Below are 22,026 nucleotides of genomic sequence, written 5' to 3'. Positions count from 1 at the left end.
CTATCCCGCGATCAGGCTCTGGATCGCGGCCGCATCGAGGCCACGCTCGCCGATCACCACCAGCCGGCCCTGCCGCGTTTCCCCCGCCCGCCACGGACGCTCGAACTGGTGCTGGATGCGGTTGCCGACGGCCTGCACCAGCAGGCGCAGCGGCTTGCCGGCCACCTCCACGAATCCCTTCACGCGCAGCACGTCATGCGCATCGACGGCAGCGGCAATGCGGTCGACGAGCGCGTCCGGCGAAATCTGCGCGGGCACATCGAGCACGAAACTCTCGAAATCGTCGTGATCGTGCTCGGCCTCATTGTCGTGATGCGAGGGCCGCGCGGCGAGGTCCTGCTCGGCCGCGGCGCCGAGGCCGAGCAGAACGGACGCGGACAGCCTGCCGTGCTCCGTCGCAATGACCTTGACGGCGCGTTGCACCTTCGCGGCGATCTCAGCCGCAACATCCTTGCGCTGCTGCTCGCTCAAGAGGTCGCTCTTGTTCATCACAACGAGGTCGGCGCAGAGCAGCTGATCCTCATAGACCTCCTCGAGCGGATTGTCGTGATCGAGCGAATCGTCGGCGGCACGCTGCGCGGCCAAGGCCTCCGGATCATCGGCGAAGCGGCCAGCGGCGACAGCAGGGCCATCGACGACAGCGACGACGCCATCGACGGTCACACGCGTCGCAATCTCCGGCCAGTTGAAGGCCTGCACCAGCGGCTTCGGCAGTGCGAGGCCCGAGGTCTCGATCACAATATGCTCGGGCGGCTCCTTCTGGTCCAGCAGGCTCTTGAGCGCCGGCACGAAATCATCCGCGACCGTACAGCACAGGCATCCGTTGGACAGCTCGACGATGCGATCCTCTGGACAGTCCGGCACGCCGCACCCTTTCAGGATGTCGCCATCGATGCCGACATCGCCGAACTCGTTGACGATGATCGCGAGCCTTCGGCCATTCGCCGTCTCGATCAGGTTGCGCACCAGCGTGGTCTTCCCCGCGCCAAGGAAACCGGTGACGATGGTGCAAGGCGTCTTGGCGTAGGACTTTGTCATGGCGAGAGCTCTCGTCTTCAGCGCGGCAACGACAGCGCGGGTACCCGCGCAACGGTGTTCTTGCGGATGTATTCCGGACGCTCGCGCCAGGCCGGCAGACCGGCCTCGTGACGCTGATGCAGCTGAGCGAATGTCAGCACATCCTGCGCATGAATGTCGGGATCGAGTGCGCCGAGCACATAGGTCCACTTGCCCGGCGCCGTCACCGCGACGGTGCAGGCACGGTTGCAGTTCGATAGGCACTCGACGCCGACCACGGCAACACCGGCGCGCTGCTCTGCGGGCGCGGCCTCGATCGCGGCAAGCAGACGCGCTCCAGCCCGCGGCTGGTCAGCCGACGCACTGTCCACACCCTGCGCACGGCAAGTAACGCAGACGAACAGTGTCGTCTGCCCAAGCTCTGATGCGGTCATCAATCAGCCGATCACGCCGGCCGCCGTCGCCGCCGCGACACCGCCCACCAGAACGATGGCAGCGCCCGCGACGCGCAGCGCGACTGGCGCAAGCGTGTCGGCCTTCGCGGACAGCGCCTTCGTGCCCAGGAATGCTCCCACCGCGATCAGGGTCTGGATCACCAGCAGGCCGGCGAAATAGGCCCCGAGCGGGGTGTTTTCGGCGCCGACGATCGACTCACCCAGCGCATAGCCGTGCACGAGGCCGGTCAGAGCGAACAGAGCCGCGACGGGCAGCACGCCGAATTGGCCGCGCATCACGACCAGAAGACCGACCACCGCGGTGGAAAGACCGACCAGCAGTTCGGCCGCCGGAATGTTGGCCTTGGCCAGATGCAGACCGACGCCGGCGATCATTGCGGTGGTGAAGGCGAGCACCGGAGCAAAGCCGCGCCCGAGCAGCGCCGCAACGATGCCGGCGCCCACGATGGCCGCCAGATGATCGAGCCCGATGACGGGATGACCCAAACCGGACAGCAGACCTTGCGCGAAGGTCTGCGGCAGCTTGCCGTCCATCATATGATGCGCAAAGGCGGGCTCAGCCGCGAGCAGGACAAGGCTCGCGAGCGCGAAGGACGCAGTGCGGTTGAACTTCATGGCCATCTCCGTCGCTTGCCGGCTCCCCAGAGGGCCGGACGATGCGCTGCATCCGACGGCATCCCGCCCATCCCGGCGGGATCAAACCAGCATCGCGACTCCCCGCGCGACGGGTCGGCCAACAGCAATGTCGACGGCAGGTCTCCTGGCTCTCGGGTCGCTGCGTGAAACCACCTTCCCGGTTTCCCAGTGGTGTCTTGGCCTCACACTCGCCGATTACAGTTGCGGGGGCAGCCACGGCCTTGGGTTCAGAACCCGCACCGTGTTCCCTAAATCTCTCCTTTCGGAGAACCGTCATCCTGTTAGATACGGGTCGCGCCAAAGCCCGTCAATCGGAATCGTCCCCATGGACCCTGCCCCGCCGTCCCCCGCCCTGCCGCGCCTGACCTTGGTGCTCGGCGGCGCGCGCTCGGGCAAAAGCCGCCATGCTGAGGCGCTGGTGACCACGAATCCGCCGCCCTGGATCTATGTTGCGACCGCACTGGCATTCGACGATGAGATGACCGCGCGCATCGCGCAGCACAAGGCGCGGCGCGTGGCGGGATGGCAGACGCGTGAGACCACCCATGATCTTCCCGCTCTCGTCCGCGCCCATGCCGGCTCGCGCATGCCGCTGCTGATCGACTGCCTGACGCTCTGGCTCAGCAATGTGATGCTCGCCGAAATGGACGTCGCGGCTTGCTGTGCCGATCTCGTCGATGCGCTCGCCGCAGTGTCCGGTCCGATCGTCGTCGTGTCCAATGAGGTCGGTCTCGGCATCGTCCCGGACAATGCGCTGGCGCGCGCATTCCGCGATGCGCAGGGGCGGCTGAACCAGGACGTCGCAGCGGCGGCCGATCGGGTGATTCTGATGGCGGCGGGACTGCCGCTGATCTTGAAATGAACAGGGCTCAGACCGGACTTGGACATGAAAGGAATCTGCCGATGACCGAGAGCGCCGAGGATGCCCGCCACAAGGCCAAGATGGAGAATCGCAAGGCGGTTCAGGATGCCGAGGTGGCGTCGAAGACCGTCGAAAAGGGCCTGCTGATCGTCCACACCGGCAAAGGCAAGGGCAAGTCGACCGCGGCCTGGGGCCTGATGCTGCGCGCTCTGGGCCGCGGCTTTCGCATCGGCGTCGTGCAGTTCGGCAAGGGTGCGTGGGAGACCGGGGAGCGCAAGGCGATCGAGCGTTTCGGCGATCAGGTGTCGTGGCACACGCTCGGCGAAGGCTTCACTTGGGAGACGCAGGATCGCGCGCGCGACGTCGCCGCGGCCGAGCGCGCCTGGGGCAAGGCGAAGGAGCTGATGGCCGATCCCACGATCCGGCTGCTGATCCTCGACGAGCTCAACATCGCCTTGCGTTATGACCATCTGCCGATCGGCGACGTGGTCGCAACGCTGGCCGGGCGCCGCCCCGATCTGCACGTCGTCGTCACCGGCCGCAACGCCAAGCCGGAGCTGATCGAGGCCGCCGATCTCGTCACCGAGATGAACCTCGTCAAGCATCACTTCGCGGCCGGCGTGAAGGCGCAGGAAGGCATCGAGTACTAGTCCATGCCCGCACGCGCCATCATGTTCCAGGGCACCGGCTCCGACGTCGGCAAGTCGCTGATCGTCGCCGGGCTCGCACGGGCGCTGACCTTGCGGGGGCTGAAGGTGGCGCCGTTCAAGCCGCAGAACATGTCGAACAACGCCGCGGTCACCGCCGATGGCGGCGAGATCGGCCGCGCCCAGGCGCTGCAGGCGCGCGCGGCGCGGCGGCCGATGACGGTGCACATGAACCCGGTGCTCTTGAAGCCGCAGAGCGAGATCGGCTCGCAGGTCGTGGTCCAGGGCCGCGTGATCGGCAATGCCAAGGCGTCCGCCTATCAGGCCATGAAGCCGCAATTGATGAAGGCCGTGCTTGATAGCTTTCATCATCTGATCGCCGATACAGACATCGCGTTGGTGGAAGGCGCAGGCTCGGCGTCGGAGATCAACCTGCGAGCCGGCGACATCGCCAATATGGGCTTCGCGCAGGCCACACAGATCCCCGTGGTGCTGATCGGTGACATCGACCGCGGCGGCGTCATTGCGAGCCTGGTCGGCACCCAGGCTGTGCTCGCGCCCGACGATGCCGCGCTCATCGCGGGCTTCCTGGTCAACAAGTTCCGCGGTGATCCCGCCTTGTTTGCCTCGGGCATGAGCGAGATTGCGACAAGAACCCGATGGACATCGCTCGGGCTCATTCCGCATTTCGCGGATGCGCGCCGTCTGCCGGCGGAGGATGCGCTCGGACTGCCTGGGGGCGGAGTGTGGAGCAGAGATCGGCCAAAGATCGCCGTGCTCGCTTATCCCCGGATCTCCAATTTCGACGAGTTCGATCCGTTGCGGCTGGAGGACGGCGTCGACCTGCAATTCCTCAGGCCGGGCACGCCGATTCCGGGAGACGCAGCCGTCGTCATCCTGCCGGGCTCCAAGGCGACGATCGCCGACCTTGCCGCCTTGCGCGAGGCGGGCTGGGACATCGATCTGCAGGCGCATCTGCGCCGCGGCGGCCGCGTCCTCGGCATCTGCGGCGGCTATCAGATGCTGGGGCGAATGATCAGCGATCCCGACGGACATGAAGGCGCGCCGGGCGCGGTCGCGGGACTTGGGCTGCTCGACATCGAAACGACACTGACAGGCGACAAGGCGCTGCGCGACGTCGAGGGCAGATTGACTCAAGATGAGGCGCCCTTCCGCGGCTACGAGATGCATATCGGCCGCACCGACGGGCCCGCCGCACAACACCCCTTCCTCGTGTTCTCCGACGGCCGCCGCGATGGGGCCGTTGCGGCTGGCGGCCAGATCGCCGGCTGCTATGTGCATGGCCTGTTCGCCGATGACCACCTGCGCGCGCATTGGCTGCGCGGTCTCGGCACCACCGCAAGCGGCCAGTCCTATGACGCCGATGTCGATGCGACCCTGGATGCGCTCGCGGCACATCTCGAACGCTACATCGATATCGACCGCATTCTGGATCTCGCGCGCGTGCCGCGTGCGATCACATGATCGCGGCGAGGGCCAGCGCAGCGACGACGATGCCCTGGATCAGGCACGCGGTCCGATAAAGCCGGAGGGCCTGCCTGATATCGCCCGCATTCAAAGCCGACCGGCCCTGGCCCATCCATGCATCCGCGACCGTTTCACCGTCATAGACGCGCGGCCCCGCCAGCCGCAGCCCCAACGCACCGGCCATTGCGGCTTCTGGCCAGCCAGCATTGGGCGAATGATGCTTGGAGGCATCGCGTCCGACCATCTGCAGCGCGGCACGCCAGGACGCTCCGGGAACGACCGCCGCCGCACCGGCAAGCCACACCGCCGACAACCGGGACGCCGGCAAATTGATGAGATCGTCGAGCCGCGCCGCCGCCCAGCCGAAGGCGCGGTGACGCTCGGAGAGATGACCGATCATGCTGTCGGCGGTGTTGATCGCCTTGTAGATCAGGATGCAAGGGAGCCCGCCGACCGCAAGCCAGAACAGCGGCGCAACGATTCCATCCGAAAAATTCTCGGCGAGGCTCTCGATCGCGGCGCGCGCCACGCCGGCTTCATCCAGCCGCTCGGGATCACGCCCGACGATCATCGCCACCGTGCGGCGACCGCCGTCGAGCCCCTCTTTCTCCAATCCTTCAGCAACCGCAGCGACATGCGCATCGAGGCTGCGCTGGGCCAGCAGGCTGCTCGCCGATACGGCCAGGATGATCGTTGCCGCCGGCTCCCCGAACACGGCCTGCGTGGCCGATGTCGCGGCCAGGCCAATCGCCATCATCCCCAGGACCAGCAGAGCGACCAGTGCGATGCCGCGCGCCCGGCGCACCGCGAAGCGTGCGTCGGCCCCGTTCCAGCGGCGGTCAGCCCATGCTATCAGCGCGCCGATCCACATCACCGGATGACCGATCCGCTGCAACAGGATTTGGGGATAACCGACGACAGCCTCGATGAGGAGCGCCGCGAGCGCGAGTGAGACGAACATCGCTCTCCGCTGAAGGACAGACATGGACGACAGAGCGACTAGCACGCAGCAGACCCCGCCGGAAGCGATCGTTCACGGCGGCGATCTCGATGCCATCAGCCGTCGCTACCCCGATGCGCCGCGCCCCTGGATCGACCTGTCCACCGGCATCAATCCCGTGCCCTACCCGGTGCCACCGATCCCGCCCGCCTCGTGGCAACGCTTGCCGGCCGCCTCCGAGGAACGCGCGCTCCGCGCGACGGCCACCGCGCGCTATGGCGTGGACGCGCCTGAGCAAATCGTGGCCGCTCCCGGCACACAGGCGCTGCTGCAGATCCTGCCGCGGCTGCGCCCGTGCTCGACCGTCACCGTGCTCGCGCCGACCTATGAGGAGCACGCGCGGTGCTGGCGCGGCGGTGGCCATCGCGTCAGCCTGACCGACGATGTCGGCAGACTGGCCGACGCCGATGTGGCGGTGGTGGTGAATCCCAATAATCCGACCGGGCGGCTGCTGGCGCGCGAGACGCTAGTCAGCCTGGCCGCCACCCTGCGTCGCCGGGATGGCCTGCTGATCGTCGACGAAGCCTTCATCGACCTCTATCCCGCCAACGCGAGCCTTGCGACGGACCTGCCGCCGGCGACGATCGTGCTGCGCTCGTTCGGCAAGGTCTATGGTCTTGCCGGCGTGCGGCTGGGATTTGCGATCAGCGCCGAGGACATCGCACAGCAGCTGCGCGAGCAGCTCGGGCCGTGGGCGGTGTCGGGAGCTGCGCTCGCCATCGGGATGGCCGCACTGGCCGATGAAGCGTGGCTGCACCAGACACGCGCCCGCTTGGTCAAGGACTGCGCGCGCATCGACGGGCTGCTGTCCAAGGCCGGTTGCGTCGCCATCGGCGGCACGCCGTTGTTCCGGCTGGTCGCCTCGACCGGCGCGACTGACATCGCCGAACGGCTGGCCCGCCGCGGCATCCATGTCAGACGCTTCCCGGCGCAGCCGAACTGGCTGCGCTTCGGGCTCCCCGGTGATGAAGCCGCGTGGCAGCGCCTGACTCAGGCGCTCGGCGACGCCGGCTAGCCCAGCACGCAAGCGGCGAGCAGCAGCGTCTCCGTCACCTCGATGCTGGCGCCGTGACAGTCGCCGGTGATGCCGCCGAGCCGCCATTGCCAATAGACTGCGACGGCCGGGATGAGTGCGATGGCAAGCAAGCTCGGGACGGCGCCGGCAAGCGCGCCGATCGCCAGGACGACGCTCCATCCAGCAATGACATTCCAGCCGGCGCGGTTCGACACGCTCGCACCCAGCCCCGGCTTCAACGACACCAGCATCTTGCTCCAGACCAACGTGCCCAGGCGCGCCCAGGCCGGGATCAGCAGAAGCGCCCAGCCGGTCGGCCCCGTCGCCAGCTCGGCGAGCAGCACCAGCTTGGCGGCGATCTGCAGGCTGATGGCCACCACCGCGAAGCTGCCGGCATGAGGATCGCCCAGCACAGCGATGAAGCGCTCGGGCTTGCCATGCGCGGCGCCGAACGCGTCGGCGACATCGCCGAGACCGTCGAGATGCAGCGCGCCTGTGATCCAGATCCAGGCGACGACCACGGCCAGCGCGACGATCCATGGATCGGCGCTTTGGAAAATCCGGGCGATCAGGGCCAGGCACGCGCCGATCACCAGCCCTGCGGCCGGAAACCACGGCGATGCCCGTGCGAGATCGTCCGGCCGGGACTCGACGACGCGCGGCGTCGGCAGACGCGTCATGAACTGCAATGCGATCCAGAAGTCACGCAAACTCATGGCTGGATGATCTCGACGATTTCGCCCCAGGGCGCGCCGTCCGCCCCCCGCCCGGCTTCGAGCGTGATGCGGGTGCCAGGCTGAATCCGCAAGCTCCACAGCTGAGGCAAGGGCCAGCCGAGCAAATGCGATAGCGCGGCACGGATGGCACCGCCATGGCTGACCACCAGAACCGGTGCCGCCCCTGAATGGGTCAGAACACGCTCGACGGCGCGCGCGACCCGCGCCTGCAGGTCGGCCCAGCTCTCGCCCTCGGGCGCCGCAACTGCGGGATCGGCGTAGAACGCCGCCAGCAAGTCGGCTCCGCGGGCCTCGGCGGCAATGTCCCTGCGCCTCCGTCCGTCCCAGCGGCCGAAGTGAAGCTCGCGCCAATCGCCATCGATCTCCAGCGTACAGCCGGTTCGCCGCGCATAGTCCTCGGCGGCCGCACGCGCGCGTGCCAAGGGCGAACTCACGACGCGGCGCCACATCCGGCTCTCGGTCTGCCGCCCGACCTGATCCCAGCCGTCATCCGTGAGCGGCGGGTCGGTGCGGCCGTCGAGATAACCGTCGCGCCCGGTCGAGCCGTGCCGCAGCAGATCGATCCGCATCACGCGTCGCGTCCCGAGACGGCAGCCTCCGCGAAGGTGGCCATGCCGTTATGCAGCGCGCAGGCGAGCCGGATGATCGGCAGCGCGGTGGCGGCGCCGGAGGCCTCCCCGAGCCTGAGGTCGAGATCGATCAACGGATGGGCGCCGAGCGCGTCGAGCACCAGCGCATGACCGCGCTCGGCCGAGCGGTGCGAGAACAGTAGCCAGGTACGGCACGACGGATTGAGCCTGACCGCCGCGAGCGCCGCGACCGAGACGATGAAGCCATCGACCAGCACTGGCCAACGCCGCTGCGCGGCAGCGATCATGGCGCCGGCCATTGCGATGATCTCGAAGCCGCCGACGGCGGCCAGGATATCCGCCACCGCCGCGTCCGATGTCAGTCCATGCCGCGCCAGGGCTGCGACAATGACGGCGGCCTTCTTGGCGCGCCCATCGGCGTCGAGACCCGTGCCGCTGCCGACGATGTCGACCGGCGCGCAGGACAATAGCGCGGCGGCGATCGCGGCGGCTGATGTCGTGTTGCCGATCCCCATCTCGCCGAAGATGACGAGCTGCGGCTGATGATCGGCCTGCCGCGCCAGCGCGCGGCGCCCGGCATCGCAGGCGAAGGCCACCTCCTCCGGCGTGAGCGCCTGCGCGACACTGAAGTCGCGCGTGCCGCGGCGCGTCTTGTCGGCCACCACGCCGGGAACGGCATCGCTCGCCAGCGTGCCAACGTCGACCACCTCGAGCGGGCAGTTGAGATGACGCGCGAGCACCGCAATCGCCGCGCCTCCACCGGCAAAGTTGCGAAGCATCTGCACTGTGACCTCCGGCGGATAGGCCGAGACCCCCTGCGCCGCGATCCCGTGATCGCCGGCGAACAGCACGACGGGCGCCCGGTCGGCACCTGGGTGGTCCGTCGCCTGCAGCGCCGCCAGCTCGACAGCCACCTCCTCCAGCCGGCCAAGCGCACCGAGCGGCTTGGTCAGCTGCGCCTGGCGCGCCATGGCCGCCTGCCGATGGCTCTCGGACGGCGCGGCACAATCGAGGGAGATCCAGTCAGGGAGCACGATGGGTCCTTTCGGGTCGCTCAAGCGTTGGACGATTGCCACTGCGACAGGGTCAAGACAAGCGCCAGGGCGCCATCGCGCCTCAAGGTGCAGAATACGAACAAAGCGAGACCATCGGCAGAACCGTCACCCGGAGACGGCCCGATTGTCATCCCATTGTCATCGAAGCCGTCGACAGGTGGCTGCCCACCCAGCCGAAAGACTCTCATGGAATACTTCCGCCGCTTCACCTTCCTGTTCGCCGCGCCCGTGTTCGAGACCGACGATCTCGCCGGCCTGCGCTTCAACCAGATCATCGAGGAGATCCAGCGCTCGGGTTTCGAGGTCGTGCGCGCCCGCAAGCTGGAGGATGCCGAGATCGCGGTGCAGACCGATGCCGCGATCGGCTGCATGGTGGTGGACTGGGGCAAGAAAGGGCTGGAGGGCAAGACGGCGGCGCTGATCAACCTGATGCGGCGGCGCGGTCTGGATTTCCCGATCATCCTCTTGATTCGCCGCAAGCGGTTCGAGGACCTGCCGGTCGAGGTGCTCGACTTCATCGACGGCTACGTGTTCCTGTCCGAGGAAACGCCGGCGTTCATCGCCAAGAACCTGATCAGCCGGCTGAAGCAATATGCCGAGACCTTGAAGACGCCGTTCTTCGGCACGCTGGTCGACTATGCCGAGGAAGGCAACCAGCTCTGGACCTGCCCCGGCCATAATGGCGGCGTGTTCTATAGCCGCAGCCCGATCGGCCGGATCTTCGTCGAGCATCTCGGCGAAGCCGTGTTCCGCGACGATCTCGACAATTCCGTGCTCGATCTCGGCGACCTGCTGACCCATGAGGGTCCGGCGCTGCGCGCGCAGAAGGAAGCGGCGCAGATCTTCGGCGCCGAGAAGACCTATTTCGTCCTCAACGGCACCTCGACCTCCAACAAGGTGGTACTGGGCGCGCTGGTGACCGACGGCGACCTCGTGCTGTTCGACCGCAACAATCACAAGGCCGCCCATCATGGCGCGCTGCTGATCTCCGGCGGCGTTCCGGTCTATGTTCCCACCGTCCGCAATGCCTGGGGGCTGATCGGGCCGATGCGCTGGGATCTGCTCGACGAGGAGCAGTTGCGGCAGCAGATCCGCAACAACCCGCTGGTGAAGGACCCCGAGGCCTGGCGCAAGGAACGGCCGTTCCGCGTCGCCATTGTCGAGCAGTGCACCTATGACGGCACGATCCACAGCGCCGAAATGATCCTGCAGCGCATCGGCCATCTCTGCGACTACATCATGTTCGACGAGGCCTGGGCGGGCTTCATGAAATTCCACCCACTCTATGCCGGCCGGTTCGCCATGGGACTTGCCGAGCTCGGGCCCGACGCCCCCGGCATCATCGCCACGCAATCGACCCACAAGCAGCTCGCGAGCTTCTCGCAGGCGTCGCAGATCCACATCAAGGATCGCCACATCAAGGGTCAGCGCCGCCGGGTCGAGCATCGCCGCTTCAACGAAAGCTTCATGCAGCACGCCTCGACGTCGCCGTTCTATCCGCTGTTCGCCTCCCTCGACGTCGGCGCGCAGATGATGAAGGGCCGCTCCGGCGAAGTCCTGTGGGACGACACGATCCGGCTCGGGATCGAATTGCGCAAGAAGATCAGAGCGATGCGCCGGGAATTCGAGGAAAAGGAGAAGGATCCGGCGCGGCGCTGGTTCTTCGAGCCGTTCGTGCCCGACCGGGTGTCGATCCCTGACGCCGCCAGCCCGGGCGGGCGGCATGACGTGGCCTGGGAGGCGATCTCGACCGATCAGCTCGCGACCGACGCCGCGCTGTGGCAGCTCGCGCCGGGCGAAGCATGGCACGGCTTTCCGGATCTCGCGCCCGGCTTCGCCATGACCGATCCGAACAAGCTCACGCTGCTCACGCCGGGCTTCGACCGCACCACCGGCGGCTACGCCGACCACGGCATCCCGGCGCCGATCGTCGCGCAATATCTGCGCGAGAACCGCATCGTGGCCGAGAAAAATGACCTCAACTCGCTGCTCTTCCTGTTGACCCCCGGCGTCGAGGCCAGCAAGGCCGGCACCCTGATCAGCGGGCTCGTCGCCTTCAAGCGGCTGCACGACGACAATGTGCTGCTGGAGGACGCCATTCCCGAGTTCACCCGGCGCCGCTTCGGCCGCTACGGCAAGGTGCGGCTGCGCGACCTCTGCGGCGAGATGCACCGGTTCTACCGCGAGGCCGAGGTGAGCGCGCTGCAAGCCAGGCAGTTCCAGCCGCAGCATCTGCCGGAGATCGCGATGTCGCCGCGCGAGGCGGCGCGTGCGCTGATGCGCAACGAGGTCGACTATCTGCCGATCGCCCAGATCGACGGACGCATCGCGACGACGCCCTTCGTGGTGTATCCGCCGGGCATTGCCACCATCGTTCCGGGCGAGCGGCTGTCCGACCGCGCCCGGCCGATGATCGATTACCTCAAGATGTTCGAACGCGCCTTCAACACGTTTCCGGGCTTCGACGTCGAGATTCAGGGATTGTACAAGGAGATCGACGAAGCTGGCCGGATTCGGCTCCATACCTATGTTTGCGCAGAGTAATTCGAACGATGGACAATCCCGCGACCGTGCTCGACGCCGAACCGCCGGTGCTGGTCCGGCCGTCGCGCGACGAGGATGTCGAGGCCATGCTGGCGATCTACCGGCGGCACATTCGCCGGGGCGTCGAGGACAGCGCCGCCAATTCCGGCTCGCCCGAACCTGACGATCTCAAGCAGCGGCGCAAGAACCTGCGCAACCACCGCCTGCCACATCTGGTCGCGACGTTCCGCGGCGAGGTGGTGGGTTATGCCTATGTCGTGCAGTTCAGGAAGCGGCCTGCCTACCGTTTCGCGGTCAAGCACTCGATCTATGTCCATCATGAGCATCTCGGCCGCGGCGTCGGCCGGCTGTTGATGCAGGCGCTGATCGACGCGTCCGCCGCCGCGGGATATCGGCAGATGATCGGCTATATCGATGCCGACAACACGGCCTCGCTCGGCATCCACGAACGGTTCGGCTTTGTCCGCGTCGGCCTGCTGCCCGGGGTCGCCTACCGCTACGGCCGATGGTCCGATACGGTCATGGTCCAGCGCTCGCTCGGCCCCGGCACGACCGAGGCGCCGACGGGAGCGAGCCGCTGACCCTGCGGGTCAGGATGGAAAATCGGCAGCCTTCACCTGGATGCGATCGGCGTGCAACGACCAGTCGTGCAGCGCCTGCTGCTCGCAGAATCGCGTCTTGGCGATCTCGGCGGCCTGGCCTTCGGTTTCGGCCTCAACTTCCAGCGTACACTGGCAAATCTCGCTCTGGCGGCCGTTCTCGCCGAGCACATCCTTCATGAAATGAACGACGTAATGCGACATGGCACTCCCCGCTGGTCAGCAGTGGTTGAGTCCATGTTAGCGCGGTTGAACAGCGGCTGGGGACGGATCTCAAGCCGCAGGGCCAAATATTTGATGGAACAGCGGAACCCCGTTCACGCCCCCGCCGACGGAAGACTGGCTGCGGCGATGGCGACGAAGGTCGAGACGGCGCGCCGGACGCGGCTTTGAGTGGCCTTCAGCAATGAATTCAGGCGGCGCATCGGACCGGTTTCCCTTCGGCGCCGAGCCAAATTCCAGGCTTAAGCTCATGGCGCTTCTGAGAAAATGATCAGCGAGGTCCCGCCTGTCGAGACCGCCGGGAAAATAGCAATGGGCAGATCGTCAGGGCCGCCCCGGATAGAATGTTCATTGCTGCATTGCAGCTTCAGACGCATAAAATCTTCTCGTCGTCTCCTGCTTGCCGCTTCTAGGACGGCGTCACTCCGAACGTCGCGCGGAACCGGTCGCTGTAGCGCGGCCAGGCTTCGGGATTGATCAGGCGCGGCGGCCGCCGCCCATCGAGGGCGGCGAGCAGCTGTTCGGCGGCGATCTGGCCCATGTTCTGCCGCGCCTCCCGTGTGACGCCGGCGGTGTGCGGGCTCGCCAGCACGTTGTCGAATTGCAGCAGCGGATGCTCCGGCGGCGGCGGCTCCTTGGCCCAGACGTCGAGGCCTGCGCCGGCAATGCGCTGGTCGCGGAGCGCCGCCAGCAAGGCGTCCTCGTCGTGAATGAAGCCGCGGGCGGTGGTGATGAAATAGGCATGCGGCTGCATCAGTGCGAATTCGCGGTGGCCGATCATGCCGCGGCTGTCCCGCGTCAGCGGGCAGTTGATCGAGACGAAATCGGAGCGCCGCATCAGATCGGCGAGCTCGACCTTCTCCGCGCCGCGGGCGGCGATCTCCTCCGGCGAGAGATAGGGATCGTAGGCCAGCACGGTCATGCCCAGCAGACCCCGGCACAGCTCCGCGACCCGGCGGCCGACATTGCCGAGCCCGACGATGCCGATCGTCCGCCCCTGCACCTCATTGCCGATCAGGTCGTTGCGATTGACGTCGCGCTCCCGGCGCAGCCGGCGGTCGGACTGAATGATCCGCTTCGACAGGGTCAGCATCATGCCGAGCGTGTGCTCGGCGACTGAATGGGCATTGCCGCCCGACTGGTTCACGACCAGCACGCCCGCCCGGGTGCAGGCGTCGACGTCCACCGGATCGTAGCCGGCGCCGTTGCTGGACACGATCAGCAGATTGGGCGCGCGGCGCAGCAGGTCGGCATCGACATGGAAGCGCGGCGCAAGCTCGTCACGGGCCGCGCCGATCTGGTAGGCGTGAGCCGCCGCCATGATCGGCGCCGCTTCGGGGTCCGGAGTGTCATTGTCCAACCGGTCGAGCCGGACATCCGGACGGGCCGCGAGCCGCTCGCTGAAGATCGGGTGCGCGAGATATTTGACGTAGAAGACGCGCTTGGAATTCGCAGCCATGGTCGAGCGACCTCCTGGTTCCTGCTTCTTGCTTTCGGACGCGAGCGGCGGTTGCCTGACCGGCCGGGCCGGCATGTTGACAATCGGTCCGCGGCCGTCAAGCTCGGCGCGCATCCCACCGAGAGGCACGACACCGAGAGGCACGACCATGGCCGCCCCACCCGATGCGGCGCGATCCGCATCGCCGCCGAGCTGGCACGAGATCATCCTGCAGGGCTTCAAGCGCAACGCCATCGACCTCGTCCCTTACGTTCCCGACCGGGTGCTGACGCCGCTGATCCAGAGCCTGCATGACGATCCGTTCTTCACGACCTTTGCCACCGCGCGCGAGGAGGAAGCGGTCGGCATCCTCGCCGGCGCCTGGATGGGCGGGCGGCGCGGCGCGCTGCTGATGCAGACCTCCGGCTTCGCGACCCTGCCGAACGTGCTGGCCTCGCTGGTCGTGCCCTGCCAGATCCCGCTGATCATGGTCGTGTCCGAGCGCGGCACGCTCGGCGAGTTCAACTACGGCCAGTCGCTGGTGTGCCGGACCATGCGCCCTGTGCTCGATGCGCTGGCCATGGAGCATCACACCATGACGCGCTTCGACGAGCTCGAATTCATTGTCGACCGCTCCATCAAGCAGGCGGTCGCGACGCAGGCTGCCGTCGCGCTGATCCTGTCGCCTTTGCTCACCGGCGGAAAGCTGTTCGCATGAACGACCGCGCGCGCAACATCAAGGTCATGAATCGCTTCGATCTCACCTGCCGGCTGGTCGCCAGGCTGACGCAGGAGGAAGCGGTGATCGGCGGCATCGGCAACACCAATTTCGACCTCTGGGCCGCCGGCCAGCGGCCGCAGAATTTCTACATGCTCGGCAGCATGGGGCTGGCCTGCCCGATCGCACTCGGCGTCGCCCTGGCGCAGCCGCAACGCCGGGTGTTTGCGCTCGAAGGCGACGGCTCATTGCTGATGCAGCTGGGCTGCCTGGCCACGATCGCGACTCTGGCGCCCAAAAATTTGGCCATCATCGTCATGGACAATGGCATCTACCAGATCACCGGCAGCCAGCCGACGCCGGCCCGGCAGGCCGATATTGTGGCGATCGCGACGGGCTGCGGCATGGCCAATTGCCATTGGGCCGCCGACGAGGAGGATTTCGAACGCCTGGTTGATCTCGCCCTGGCGGCCACCGGCCCGGTGCTGATCGCGGCACGGATCGATGACAAGCCCGGTGTCGGCGCCACCCGGCGCGATCCGGCGCAGATCCGCGAGCGCTTCATGCAGGGCCTTGGCGTGCGGCAACCGATCGGATGGACCTCGCCCGAGGGCACGGTATTACCAGATGGTCATTAACCTCAAGCGGGTGTGAGCCGGGCTGCTGGCCCGGAACATGCTAAGCAGGAATCATGAAGATCGTACTCCGAGTTTCCGCCTGGCTGCTGGCCGCAGCCGTCGCCTTCGCAACGCTGGGTCCCCCGAGCTATCGGCCTCATTCCACGATCGGACAGGATGGCGAGCACGCCCTCGCCTTCGTCCTGGTCGGCCTTGCCTTCGGGCTCGCTTATGGCAGCCATCGGCTGCGAACGGCGGCCATCGCCGTGATCCTGATCGGCGCCCTCGAACTCGCCCAATTCCTGGCGCCCGGCCGCCACGCCCGTCTGGAGGATTTCGTCGTCGACGCCGCGACGGCCTGCGTCGGCTTCGGCATCGCCGCTTTGCTGGACTGGCTCGCCCGCCAATTCCGCCCGCAGACGACCTGACGCACGACAGGCCCCGCTGCTGCCGCAGCGAGGCCCGTCTGACAGGGAGCGCATTCAAGGATCGCGTCAGATCATTCGATGATCTTGATCACCCGGCGGGTGCGCGGATCGACGATCACGCGACGATCGTTGACGACGGCATAGCGGTACTCGGTGTAGCGCGGCACCGGGCGCAGTTCGACCGTATCGGGCAGCGGCTCACCGACCACGACACGCTCGCGTACCACCACCGACGGGGCCCGCTCCGCATCGATCGAGGTGATCACGGCATTCGGGATCTCCACGGCGGCGCCAACGGCAGCCCCAACCGTGCCACCGACCATCGCGCCCACCGGGCCGGCAACGGCGCCACCGGCGGCGGCACCATTGGCGGCGCCTTCGACGGTGGTGGATTGCGCATAGGCCGCGCCCGACGCCAGCAGCGACGCGGCAACGAGCGAAACGGCAAGACGGGTCCTCATCATTCTCTCCTCCAGTGCGTTCGAGACGCCGTTCAACAACGGAGGATCGCCCGCGGTTCCGGTTCCGCGTGACCTAAAGTTCATCAGCAATGGGGAACGAATGGCTTGCCGGCTGCGCGTGACGGAAACGCGGAGCCCGTGCAGGTCCTATCCACGTTTCAAACAGCACACACGCGCGCGATCTCGCGGCGGACGGCGACCGAAGCTTGCGGTCGACGGCCCGCTCGGCATCGAGATGGCGCAGGGAACGCCGGGTGACGGCCTATCGGGATAGGGGAAGTCTCGCGACTCCGCCCCTCCCACACAACCGTACGTACGTATACGGCGGTTCGACAGATTGAGCGGTTCAGCGGGGTGCGAGATCTTGCGCGAGACGACCTCGTTGGCTCGCAGGCCGGCGCCATAGTCGACGCTGAGCGCCGCCTTGTATTTGAGCCCGGGTGCCGCATCGAGCAGCCGCGCCACGTCCTCCACGCTCAGCACCACCGGCAGCTTGCGCGGCTCGTGGATGACGTGGGTGTGCTCGACGATCTCGTGACGCCGCAGCGTGATCTTGCAGAAGAACCGCAAGGTCGAGACCGTCTGGTTGATGGTCGGCACGCCGGCGCCGCGCGATGCCAGATGAAGCTGATAGCGCCGCACGTCCTCGAAGCTCGCCAGATCCGGCGACCGTCCGATGAAGGCGAAGTCCTTGACCCGCTGCACTCGTCATGTTGGGTCTTGGCGCGAATTTGCGGATCGTCATGTCTTCGATCATGCGCCGCCGCAACGGGCTCATGGCCTCGTCGGTCATGGGGATGCTCCTGTCTTGGGTGAAGGTTGCGAACCCCTCATCTCAAGACAGGACACCTCGTTGCGCTATCCTCTCAGCCGTGCTGCCGGCTGTCGTGCCCTACCGCGCGAGCGGTTTAGTCCTTCGGCCCTAAGCGGAAGTGGGCTGTTGGACGAACAGGCGCTGCTCAGATTATATTCCCTAACCGACAAAACGAGGCAAACAATGGAGCAGCGTTTCACATTCGATCAGGTCGCAAACGTATACAGGGCCTCGCGCCCCGACTACCCAGAGGCTCTGATTGACGATGTCATCTCGTTTGCAAACCTAAAGCCAACCGATGCCGTTCTTGAAATTGGCTGTGGAACGGGTCAAGCAACAAAAAGCTTTGCGAAGCGCGGTTTGCAGATCATCGCCATTGATCCCGGATCGGAAATGATCCGCTGTGCGCGCGAGACTTTGGCGGGTTTTGCCAACGTGAAACTGGCCGAGGCGACTTTCGAGGCGTGGCCAGCGGGCAATTCAGTGTTCGCTTTAATCTTCGCGGCACAGGCGTGGCATTGGGTATCCCCGGAAGTGCGGTTCGTAAAAGCCGCCCAACTGCTTTCGACTAACGGGACCCTTGCCGTCTTCGGGCACGTGCCTGGGGGACTCCCCTCACATTTACTGGAACCGTTTAAGGAAATTTGGCTACGTCACACGGGCTCGTGGGGACCGCCGCCCGAAGCCTGGTATCTACCGAATGGCCCGTTTAAGGACTGGTTTGACGGGTCGCAGTTGTTCAGGCCTGTTGAGCACAAGTGCTATCCGTGGAAATGGCAGCACACGACATCCAGCTACACGAATTTTCTGAGCACGCGATCCGACGTTCGGTTACTCGCGGCAGAGACGCGTGCAGACTTGCTCGATGAAATTGCAAAAGCGATCGACGATCAAGGAGGCTGCCTGGATATCGATTACGAAACGCATCTCTACATCGCTCACCGTTTTGATGGCGACAAATAGCCCTTCGCGTAAGCCCGTTCGTCCCGTTGATTTCCGCCTTCGGCCGTTCCGGAGGCTCATAAGCGGCGCTGAACTGGCCCCCTCTAGGAGACCGAGCGGAAGTGAGCCTTCGAAGCGGCTTGGGGCAGCTTTTGTGAAGAGTTTCGGATGCCGGCCGCATGATTGACAGCGCGGCACATTCGCCGGCCGGCGTCCGAAAGCCTCCAAGGGAGGAAACCGCGCATGGTGGGCAGGACTGGTGCGGCAGGCTCTATGGGGATTTGAGGGCTGCAGGCGAGCTGACCGATTGAGTTCGAACCGATGCAGCGAGCTGCGCGACGGCGACGCGACCGATGAATGAGCGGTAGGCGGCGTCGAACGCGATCAAATGTCGGTCGATCGGCGACGACAGAGGAAAGTCTGGGTGTGTTCCGCCGTGGCCGGTCGATGAGCGGCGGGCACGACGAGCAGCTTTGCCGAATGGCGGTTGCGTATTCATGAGGTGTCGATCCTGATAGGGCTGGTTGACGCGGTCGCGTTGACCGCGCGGCGTTGCGCCTTGCGCAAAGGCCTCGATTGTTAATTCTCTCGTTTTGAAGTCTCGGCCTTCAATGCTCCAGTCGGTGTGGGTGTGTCGCTCACAACGACATTGGACCATCGACTATTCCTCAAGCTGTTTGCTCATGCAGCAAGGAGGTCGTTCAAGAACTCTTACATTCAACTTGCGTTCGGATAATTGTCGATCGCAGGCCAGTTCTCTTCCAGCGTCAACGGAACGGCATGTCCTCTTTCAGGATTTGTCCGCTTGTATCAAGGTCAGCTCGCGCGCCAAAAGCTAACGCGGCATCTGCGATTACCTCGCCAGCACCTAGCTGCCCCACCAGCGCCGCGTGGCATGGCACGTCTCCAGGGCCCGCTGATAGCCGGTGCGGGCGCGCAGCCGCGTCATGTAGGGTTGCACCGGATCACCGAACACGACACCGACGTTCTTCCGCGCCATCTCGAGGGCGTAGCCCACGGAAATGTCCGCCGCGGTGAACGCATCGCCCGCCATGTAGGGGGCGTGTTCCAATTGTCTGGTCACCAGGCTCAATCGGGTCGTGAACACGTCCATCGCCTGACGCGCGCTCCAATTGTCGCGTTCGCCGTCCGGCGCAAGGTGCCGGGCACCCGACACGAAAAAAAGCGAGGCGGCAAGGCCGGCCTCGCCGAGGTGAAGAAACTGCTGATAGGCGGGAAAGGCTGCATCCTGAGATGCGGGCGCCAGGGGCGACGGCCCATACCGTCCCAGGATGTACTCCATGATCGCGATGGACTCGACCATCGTGACATTGCCATCGCGGATCGCGGGAATGAAGCCGGCGGGATTGATCGCCAGGAACTCGGCATCGTTCTCGATCCCGGCCAGGAGGTCCACGTCCCTGAGCCGATACGGCAGCCCCATCTCCTCCAGCAGCCAGACGACCCGGAGACCTCTGCCCTCTCCAAACACTGTGATCATCGCTTACGCCGTCCTCGGTTGTCCGCTCCCAAGGACGACTGTCCGTGAGCCAGCCCGACACGCGGGGGGATATTCTTTTTGGTGCCCCCGGCCACGGGCCGTCAGCGCGCGCCAAGCCGCTGCGGTCGTTCCGCACGAGGCCGATCCGGCCCGACCGGCGCATGCGCGCTGCGGCGGCCGTGAAGGTCTTTGATCGCCATGCGCGGAGGCCGACCTTGGCTCATTCGAACAGCGGCGTCAGCTCCATCTGCGGCACCAGCACAAGGCCCTTGTCGGTGATGCGGATCTCCGGGATCACCGACAGCGGGATCAGGTTGAAGCCCATATAGGGAATGGTGCAGCCGGCGGCGGCCCATTCGGTCTTGAGCAGCTTCACCTCCTCGGCCACTTCGGTGATGCGCTTGTCGGACAGAAGTCCCGCGATCGGCAGCGGCACCATCGCCCTCACCTTGCCGTCGGCGACGACGCAGACGCCGCCTTGGTGGCTGCCGATCGCGGCGACCGCGACCTGCATGTCGGCCTCATTGGTGCCGGCGACGATGATGTTGTGGCTGTCGTGGCCGACGCTGGACGCGACAGCGCCGCGCGTCAGGCCGAAATCCTTCAACAGCCCGTGCGCGACGTTGCCGGCCGACTTGCCGTGCCGCTCGATCACCGCCACGAAGCAGAGGCCGTGGCGGGCGAACAGCGTCGGCCAGTCGCTCGCCGGCGCGATCGCGACCTTGTCGTGGATCAAGGTGATGCCCGGCAGCGCCGTCTTGATCGCATTGACCGTGCACGCCTTGGTCGGCAGCTCGGGCGTCAGCTTGACCTGCGCCGGCAGCTTCACCGTGGCATAGGCCGCCTTCGGATATTGATAGCGCTGCGACAGCGCCTGATCGAGACGCGGCGTGATCTTTCCGTTCTCGACCACGAGCTCGCCGCCATACCAGGTCGATTGCGGCTTCAACCCGTCGTCGAGCAGCACCAGATCGGCGCGACGGCCGCCGCCGAGGCCGCCGATCTCGCCGTCCATGGCGAAACGCGTCGCGCCATGCAGCGAGCCCATCGACCATGCCTGCTCCGGCGACATTCCGGCCTTCACGGCCTCGCGCACCACCCAGTCGAGCCCGAACAGCATGAGATCGTCGGCATCACGATCGTCGGTGCAGACCGCCGTGCGCTTGTGCGAGGCGCCGAGCTCGGTGATGGTGCGGATCGCCTGCGGAAGGCTGTGCCACGGGGTCGTGGGCGGACCGCCGCGCAGAAAGATCCAGACGCCGGCATCGAGCAGGTCGTCGGCGATGTCGCGATCGATCGCCTCATGCGTGTCGGTGACTCCGCTCGCCGCATAGGCGGCGACGAACTCGCGGCCATAGACGTGGCCCGACACCGGGCGCCCGCGCTGCAGGGCCGCCGCCAGGATCGCATGGCTGCGCTCGTCGCCCATGCAGACCGGCACGAAATCCATCTTCTCGCCGAGCGCCACCGCCTCCGGCCAGCGGTCGAACAGGTCGGCGATCTTGTCCGGCGTGAGGTCGCCGCCCGCGGTCTCCAGCGCCGCCGAGGTCGCCGGCACGGTCGAAGGCACGGTCAGGAAGATCGACAGCGGCGCCTGCCGCGCGTCCTCCAGCATCGCCTCGACGCCGGCGACGTCCATGACGTTGCCGATCTCGTGGCTGTCACAGAAGATCGTCGTGGTGCCGTTGAGCAGCGCGGCTTCCGCATAGGCGCAGGCCGTGACCATCGAAGACTCGATGTGGATGTGCGGATCGACCAGCCCCGGCGCGATGATGCCGTCGGCGGCGTCGTAGATCGCAAAACCGCCGCCGAGCGCCTTGTGGGCGCCGGCCGGCTTCACCGCGGCCACCCGCCCTCCGGTGATCCAGAGCTCACGATTGGGGAGAATGCGCTCCGAATAGGTCGACAGCACCCGCGCGCCGGTGATGACGAACTCGGGCGCGACACGCCCCGAGGCGACGTCGGCCAAGCGGCGCGTCATTGCGTGCAGGGGAGCGACGGAAAAGCGCGTGAGTTTGGTCATGGCAGGCTCGCTGAACGTGTCGGGGCAATCCGGCACGATCGTTGCGCGCGATGTCTTGGACGGCAAGTCCAAATACCGTCAAGCGCCTGCTTACCCCTTGAGCAGCGGTTCGGTGAGCACCGCTGGCGCCGCCCGCGCTCGATGGAGCGCGCCGTTCTCGGGACTCTCGTCGATATTGCGGCGCGTCACTCGCTGCCATCAAAGATGTTCGCGCGCA

The 22,026-nt window shown here is 66.3% G+C and carries 24 protein-coding genes and 1 riboswitch; of the genes, 10 read left to right on the top strand and 14 right to left on the bottom strand.

The features are described 5' to 3' along the window. Genes cobW through BBTA_RS14680 form a run of 3 tightly spaced genes read right to left on the bottom strand, consistent with a single transcriptional unit; the run spans window position 1 to window position 2,087 of the window. Window positions 1-1,038 (bottom strand): cobalamin biosynthesis protein CobW, encoded by a 1,038-nt coding sequence (gene cobW, locus BBTA_RS14690; protein WP_012043276.1) that lies wholly within the window; start codon window positions 1,036-1,038, stop codon window positions 1-3. A 17-nt stretch (window positions 1,039-1,055) separates the two neighbouring features. Next, window positions 1,056-1,451, bottom strand: a complete 396-nt coding sequence (locus tag BBTA_RS14685) for a DUF1636 domain-containing protein (RefSeq protein WP_041751441.1) — start codon at window positions 1,449-1,451, stop codon at window positions 1,056-1,058. A gap of 3 nt (window positions 1,452-1,454) precedes the next feature. Continuing rightward, the gene (locus BBTA_RS14680; protein WP_012043274.1) at window positions 1,455-2,087 is read right to left on the bottom strand and encodes a HupE/UreJ family protein; all 633 of its coding nucleotides are present in this window, start codon (window positions 2,085-2,087) and stop codon (window positions 1,455-1,457) included. Between the two features lie 117 nt (window positions 2,088-2,204). Further along, a riboswitch (cobalamin riboswitch) is annotated at window positions 2,205-2,398 on the bottom strand. 35 nt (window positions 2,399-2,433) lie between these two features. Here BBTA_RS14680 and cobU point away from each other — a divergent pair. Genes cobU through BBTA_RS14665 form a run of 3 tightly spaced genes read left to right on the top strand, consistent with a single transcriptional unit; the run spans window position 2,434 to window position 5,102 of the window. Next, the gene (gene cobU / locus BBTA_RS14675) at window positions 2,434-2,970 is read left to right on the top strand and encodes a bifunctional adenosylcobinamide kinase/adenosylcobinamide-phosphate guanylyltransferase (protein ID WP_012043273.1); all 537 of its coding nucleotides are present in this window, start codon (window positions 2,434-2,436) and stop codon (window positions 2,968-2,970) included. 41 nt (window positions 2,971-3,011) lie between these two features. Next, a complete protein-coding gene (gene cobO / locus BBTA_RS14670; RefSeq protein WP_012043272.1) occupies window positions 3,012-3,620 on the top strand; it encodes a cob(I)yrinic acid a,c-diamide adenosyltransferase in 609 nt (202 codons plus the stop codon). Between the two features lie 3 nt (window positions 3,621-3,623). Then, the gene (locus tag BBTA_RS14665) at window positions 3,624-5,102 is read left to right on the top strand and encodes a cobyric acid synthase (protein ID WP_012043271.1); all 1,479 of its coding nucleotides are present in this window, start codon (window positions 3,624-3,626) and stop codon (window positions 5,100-5,102) included. Here the strand turns inward: BBTA_RS14665 and cbiB are convergent. Further along, window positions 5,095-6,066, bottom strand: coding sequence for an adenosylcobinamide-phosphate synthase CbiB (gene cbiB / locus BBTA_RS14660; protein WP_012043270.1), 972 nt, complete (start codon window positions 6,064-6,066; stop codon window positions 5,095-5,097). The two genes, BBTA_RS14665 and cbiB, sit on opposite strands and share 8 nt — an antisense overlap. 22 nt (window positions 6,067-6,088) lie before the next feature. Between cbiB and cobD the strand changes: the two genes are divergently transcribed. Further along, a complete protein-coding gene (gene cobD / locus BBTA_RS14655) occupies window positions 6,089-7,120 on the top strand; it encodes a threonine-phosphate decarboxylase CobD (RefSeq protein ID WP_012043269.1) in 1,032 nt (343 codons plus the stop codon). Here cobD and BBTA_RS14650 read toward each other — a convergent pair. From BBTA_RS14650 to cobT, 3 genes are read right to left on the bottom strand one after another with little or no spacing between them, the layout of a single operon-like run. After that, entirely contained in the window at window positions 7,117-7,836 is a 720-nt protein-coding gene (locus BBTA_RS14650; RefSeq protein ID WP_012043268.1) for an adenosylcobinamide-GDP ribazoletransferase, read from the bottom strand. The two genes, cobD and BBTA_RS14650, sit on opposite strands and share 4 nt — an antisense overlap. Further along, window positions 7,833-8,426: a histidine phosphatase family protein gene (locus BBTA_RS14645; RefSeq protein ID WP_012043267.1), complete on the bottom strand. Its 594-nt coding sequence runs from the start codon at window positions 8,424-8,426 to the stop codon at window positions 7,833-7,835. Before BBTA_RS14645 ends, BBTA_RS14650 begins: the two co-directional genes overlap by 4 nt. Continuing rightward, entirely contained in the window at window positions 8,426-9,481 is a 1,056-nt protein-coding gene (gene cobT / locus BBTA_RS14640) for a nicotinate-nucleotide--dimethylbenzimidazole phosphoribosyltransferase (RefSeq protein WP_012043266.1), read from the bottom strand. The genes BBTA_RS14645 and cobT overlap by 1 nt, the downstream gene beginning before the upstream one ends. Before the next feature lie 207 nt (window positions 9,482-9,688). On the opposite strand from cobT, the gene BBTA_RS14635 reads away from it, so the two are divergent. Both BBTA_RS14635 and BBTA_RS14630 read left to right on the top strand, forming a co-directional pair. Further along, window positions 9,689-12,046 (top strand): Orn/Lys/Arg decarboxylase N-terminal domain-containing protein, encoded by a 2,358-nt coding sequence (locus BBTA_RS14635; protein WP_012043265.1) that lies wholly within the window; start codon window positions 9,689-9,691, stop codon window positions 12,044-12,046. A gap of 8 nt (window positions 12,047-12,054) precedes the next feature. Next, entirely contained in the window at window positions 12,055-12,627 is a 573-nt protein-coding gene (locus BBTA_RS14630) for a GNAT family N-acetyltransferase (protein ID WP_012043264.1), read from the top strand. Window positions 12,628-12,636: 9 nt separating this feature from the next. Here BBTA_RS14630 and BBTA_RS14625 read toward each other — a convergent pair whose 3' ends face one another. Then, window positions 12,637-12,849: a hypothetical protein gene (locus tag BBTA_RS14625; protein ID WP_012043263.1), complete on the bottom strand. Its 213-nt coding sequence runs from the start codon at window positions 12,847-12,849 to the stop codon at window positions 12,637-12,639. 427 nt (window positions 12,850-13,276) lie between these two features. Next, on the bottom strand, window positions 13,277-14,326 hold the full coding sequence (locus tag BBTA_RS14620; protein WP_012043262.1) for a hydroxyacid dehydrogenase: 1,050 nt from the start codon (window positions 14,324-14,326) through the stop codon (window positions 13,277-13,279). A gap of 148 nt (window positions 14,327-14,474) precedes the next feature. Here BBTA_RS14620 and BBTA_RS14615 point away from each other — a divergent pair, with 148 nt between their 5' ends. The 3 genes from BBTA_RS14615 to BBTA_RS14605 are packed head-to-tail and all read left to right on the top strand — an operon-like array spanning window position 14,475 to window position 16,068. After that, window positions 14,475-15,023, top strand: coding sequence for a thiamine pyrophosphate-binding protein (locus tag BBTA_RS14615; protein WP_012043261.1), 549 nt, complete (start codon window positions 14,475-14,477; stop codon window positions 15,021-15,023). Then, the gene (locus BBTA_RS14610; RefSeq protein ID WP_012043260.1) at window positions 15,020-15,661 is read left to right on the top strand and encodes a thiamine pyrophosphate-dependent enzyme; all 642 of its coding nucleotides are present in this window, start codon (window positions 15,020-15,022) and stop codon (window positions 15,659-15,661) included. Before BBTA_RS14615 ends, BBTA_RS14610 begins: the two co-directional genes overlap by 4 nt. Before the next feature lie 53 nt (window positions 15,662-15,714). Then, window positions 15,715-16,068, top strand: a complete 354-nt coding sequence (locus BBTA_RS14605) for a VanZ family protein (protein ID WP_041750645.1) — start codon at window positions 15,715-15,717, stop codon at window positions 16,066-16,068. 71 nt (window positions 16,069-16,139) lie between these two features. Here BBTA_RS14605 and BBTA_RS14600 read toward each other — a convergent pair whose 3' ends face one another. Beyond that, window positions 16,140-16,529 (bottom strand): DUF1236 domain-containing protein, encoded by a 390-nt coding sequence (locus BBTA_RS14600; protein ID WP_012043258.1) that lies wholly within the window; start codon window positions 16,527-16,529, stop codon window positions 16,140-16,142. Window positions 16,530-16,676: 147 nt separating this feature from the next. Further along, on the bottom strand, window positions 16,677-17,234 hold the full coding sequence (locus tag BBTA_RS41110) for an integrase/recombinase (RefSeq protein ID WP_012043257.1): 558 nt from the start codon (window positions 17,232-17,234) through the stop codon (window positions 16,677-16,679). Between the two features lie 292 nt (window positions 17,235-17,526). Here BBTA_RS41110 and BBTA_RS14590 point away from each other — a divergent pair, with 292 nt between their 5' ends. Beyond that, entirely contained in the window at window positions 17,527-18,306 is a 780-nt protein-coding gene (locus BBTA_RS14590) for a class I SAM-dependent methyltransferase (protein ID WP_041750644.1), read from the top strand. A 250-nt stretch (window positions 18,307-18,556) separates the two neighbouring features. On the opposite strand, the gene BBTA_RS40060 is transcribed toward BBTA_RS14590, so the two are convergent. The 3 genes from BBTA_RS40060 to BBTA_RS14580 form a co-directional block, all read right to left on the bottom strand. Continuing rightward, window positions 18,557-18,943: a hypothetical protein gene (locus BBTA_RS40060; protein WP_148221441.1), complete on the bottom strand. Its 387-nt coding sequence runs from the start codon at window positions 18,941-18,943 to the stop codon at window positions 18,557-18,559. 210 nt (window positions 18,944-19,153) lie between these two features. Beyond that, window positions 19,154-19,786: a glutathione S-transferase family protein gene (locus BBTA_RS14585; RefSeq protein ID WP_041750643.1), complete on the bottom strand. Its 633-nt coding sequence runs from the start codon at window positions 19,784-19,786 to the stop codon at window positions 19,154-19,156. A gap of 220 nt (window positions 19,787-20,006) precedes the next feature. Beyond that, window positions 20,007-21,809, bottom strand: a complete 1,803-nt coding sequence (locus BBTA_RS14580) for an adenine deaminase (protein WP_012043254.1) — start codon at window positions 21,807-21,809, stop codon at window positions 20,007-20,009. Between the last annotated feature and the right edge of the window lie 217 nt (window positions 21,810-22,026).

It is taken from the genome of Bradyrhizobium sp. BTAi1 (assembly GCF_000015165.1).
GTDB lineage: Bacteria > Pseudomonadota > Alphaproteobacteria > Rhizobiales > Xanthobacteraceae > Bradyrhizobium > Bradyrhizobium denitrificans.
This window is presented reverse-complemented; position numbering and strand designations above follow the sequence as displayed.

What these genes read in the sequence shown, in the direction of transcription:
- cobO (WP_012043272.1), top strand. Translation starts at nt 3,012, where the DNA reads ATGACCGAGAGCGCCGAGGATGCCCGCCACAAGGCCAAGATGGAGAAT.
- BBTA_RS14625 (WP_012043263.1), bottom strand. Translation starts at nt 12,849, where the DNA reads ATGTCGCATTACGTCGTTCATTTCATGAAGGATGTGCTCGGCGAGAAC.
- cobW (WP_012043276.1), bottom strand. Translation starts at nt 1,038, where the DNA reads ATGACAAAGTCCTACGCCAAGACGCCTTGCACCATCGTCACCGGTTTC.
- BBTA_RS14665 (WP_012043271.1), top strand. Translation starts at nt 3,624, where the DNA reads ATGCCCGCACGCGCCATCATGTTCCAGGGCACCGGCTCCGACGTCGGC.
- BBTA_RS14645 (WP_012043267.1), bottom strand. Translation starts at nt 8,426, where the DNA reads ATGCGGATCGATCTGCTGCGGCACGGCTCGACCGGGCGCGACGGTTAT.
- BBTA_RS14580 (WP_012043254.1), bottom strand. Translation starts at nt 21,809, where the DNA reads ATGACCAAACTCACGCGCTTTTCCGTCGCTCCCCTGCACGCAATGACG.
- BBTA_RS14590 (WP_041750644.1), top strand. Translation starts at nt 17,527, where the DNA reads ATGGAGCAGCGTTTCACATTCGATCAGGTCGCAAACGTATACAGGGCC.
- BBTA_RS14635 (WP_012043265.1), top strand. Translation starts at nt 9,689, where the DNA reads ATGGAATACTTCCGCCGCTTCACCTTCCTGTTCGCCGCGCCCGTGTTC.
- BBTA_RS14610 (WP_012043260.1), top strand. Translation starts at nt 15,020, where the DNA reads ATGAACGACCGCGCGCGCAACATCAAGGTCATGAATCGCTTCGATCTC.
- BBTA_RS14650 (WP_012043268.1), bottom strand. Translation starts at nt 7,836, where the DNA reads ATGAGTTTGCGTGACTTCTGGATCGCATTGCAGTTCATGACGCGTCTG.
- BBTA_RS14600 (WP_012043258.1), bottom strand. Translation starts at nt 16,529, where the DNA reads ATGAGGACCCGTCTTGCCGTTTCGCTCGTTGCCGCGTCGCTGCTGGCG.
- BBTA_RS14615 (WP_012043261.1), top strand. Translation starts at nt 14,475, where the DNA reads ATGGCCGCCCCACCCGATGCGGCGCGATCCGCATCGCCGCCGAGCTGG.
- cbiB (WP_012043270.1), bottom strand. Translation starts at nt 6,066, where the DNA reads ATGTTCGTCTCACTCGCGCTCGCGGCGCTCCTCATCGAGGCTGTCGTC.
- cobD (WP_012043269.1), top strand. Translation starts at nt 6,089, where the DNA reads ATGGACGACAGAGCGACTAGCACGCAGCAGACCCCGCCGGAAGCGATC.
- BBTA_RS14630 (WP_012043264.1), top strand. Translation starts at nt 12,055, where the DNA reads ATGGACAATCCCGCGACCGTGCTCGACGCCGAACCGCCGGTGCTGGTC.
- BBTA_RS14605 (WP_041750645.1), top strand. Translation starts at nt 15,715, where the DNA reads ATGAAGATCGTACTCCGAGTTTCCGCCTGGCTGCTGGCCGCAGCCGTC.
- BBTA_RS14585 (WP_041750643.1), bottom strand. Translation starts at nt 19,786, where the DNA reads ATGATCACAGTGTTTGGAGAGGGCAGAGGTCTCCGGGTCGTCTGGCTG.
- BBTA_RS14680 (WP_012043274.1), bottom strand. Translation starts at nt 2,087, where the DNA reads ATGAAGTTCAACCGCACTGCGTCCTTCGCGCTCGCGAGCCTTGTCCTG.
- BBTA_RS40060 (WP_148221441.1), bottom strand. Translation starts at nt 18,943, where the DNA reads ATGGTCCAATGTCGTTGTGAGCGACACACCCACACCGACTGGAGCATT.
- BBTA_RS14685 (WP_041751441.1), bottom strand. Translation starts at nt 1,451, where the DNA reads ATGACCGCATCAGAGCTTGGGCAGACGACACTGTTCGTCTGCGTTACT.
- cobU (WP_012043273.1), top strand. Translation starts at nt 2,434, where the DNA reads ATGGACCCTGCCCCGCCGTCCCCCGCCCTGCCGCGCCTGACCTTGGTG.
- BBTA_RS14620 (WP_012043262.1), bottom strand. Translation starts at nt 14,326, where the DNA reads ATGGCTGCGAATTCCAAGCGCGTCTTCTACGTCAAATATCTCGCGCAC.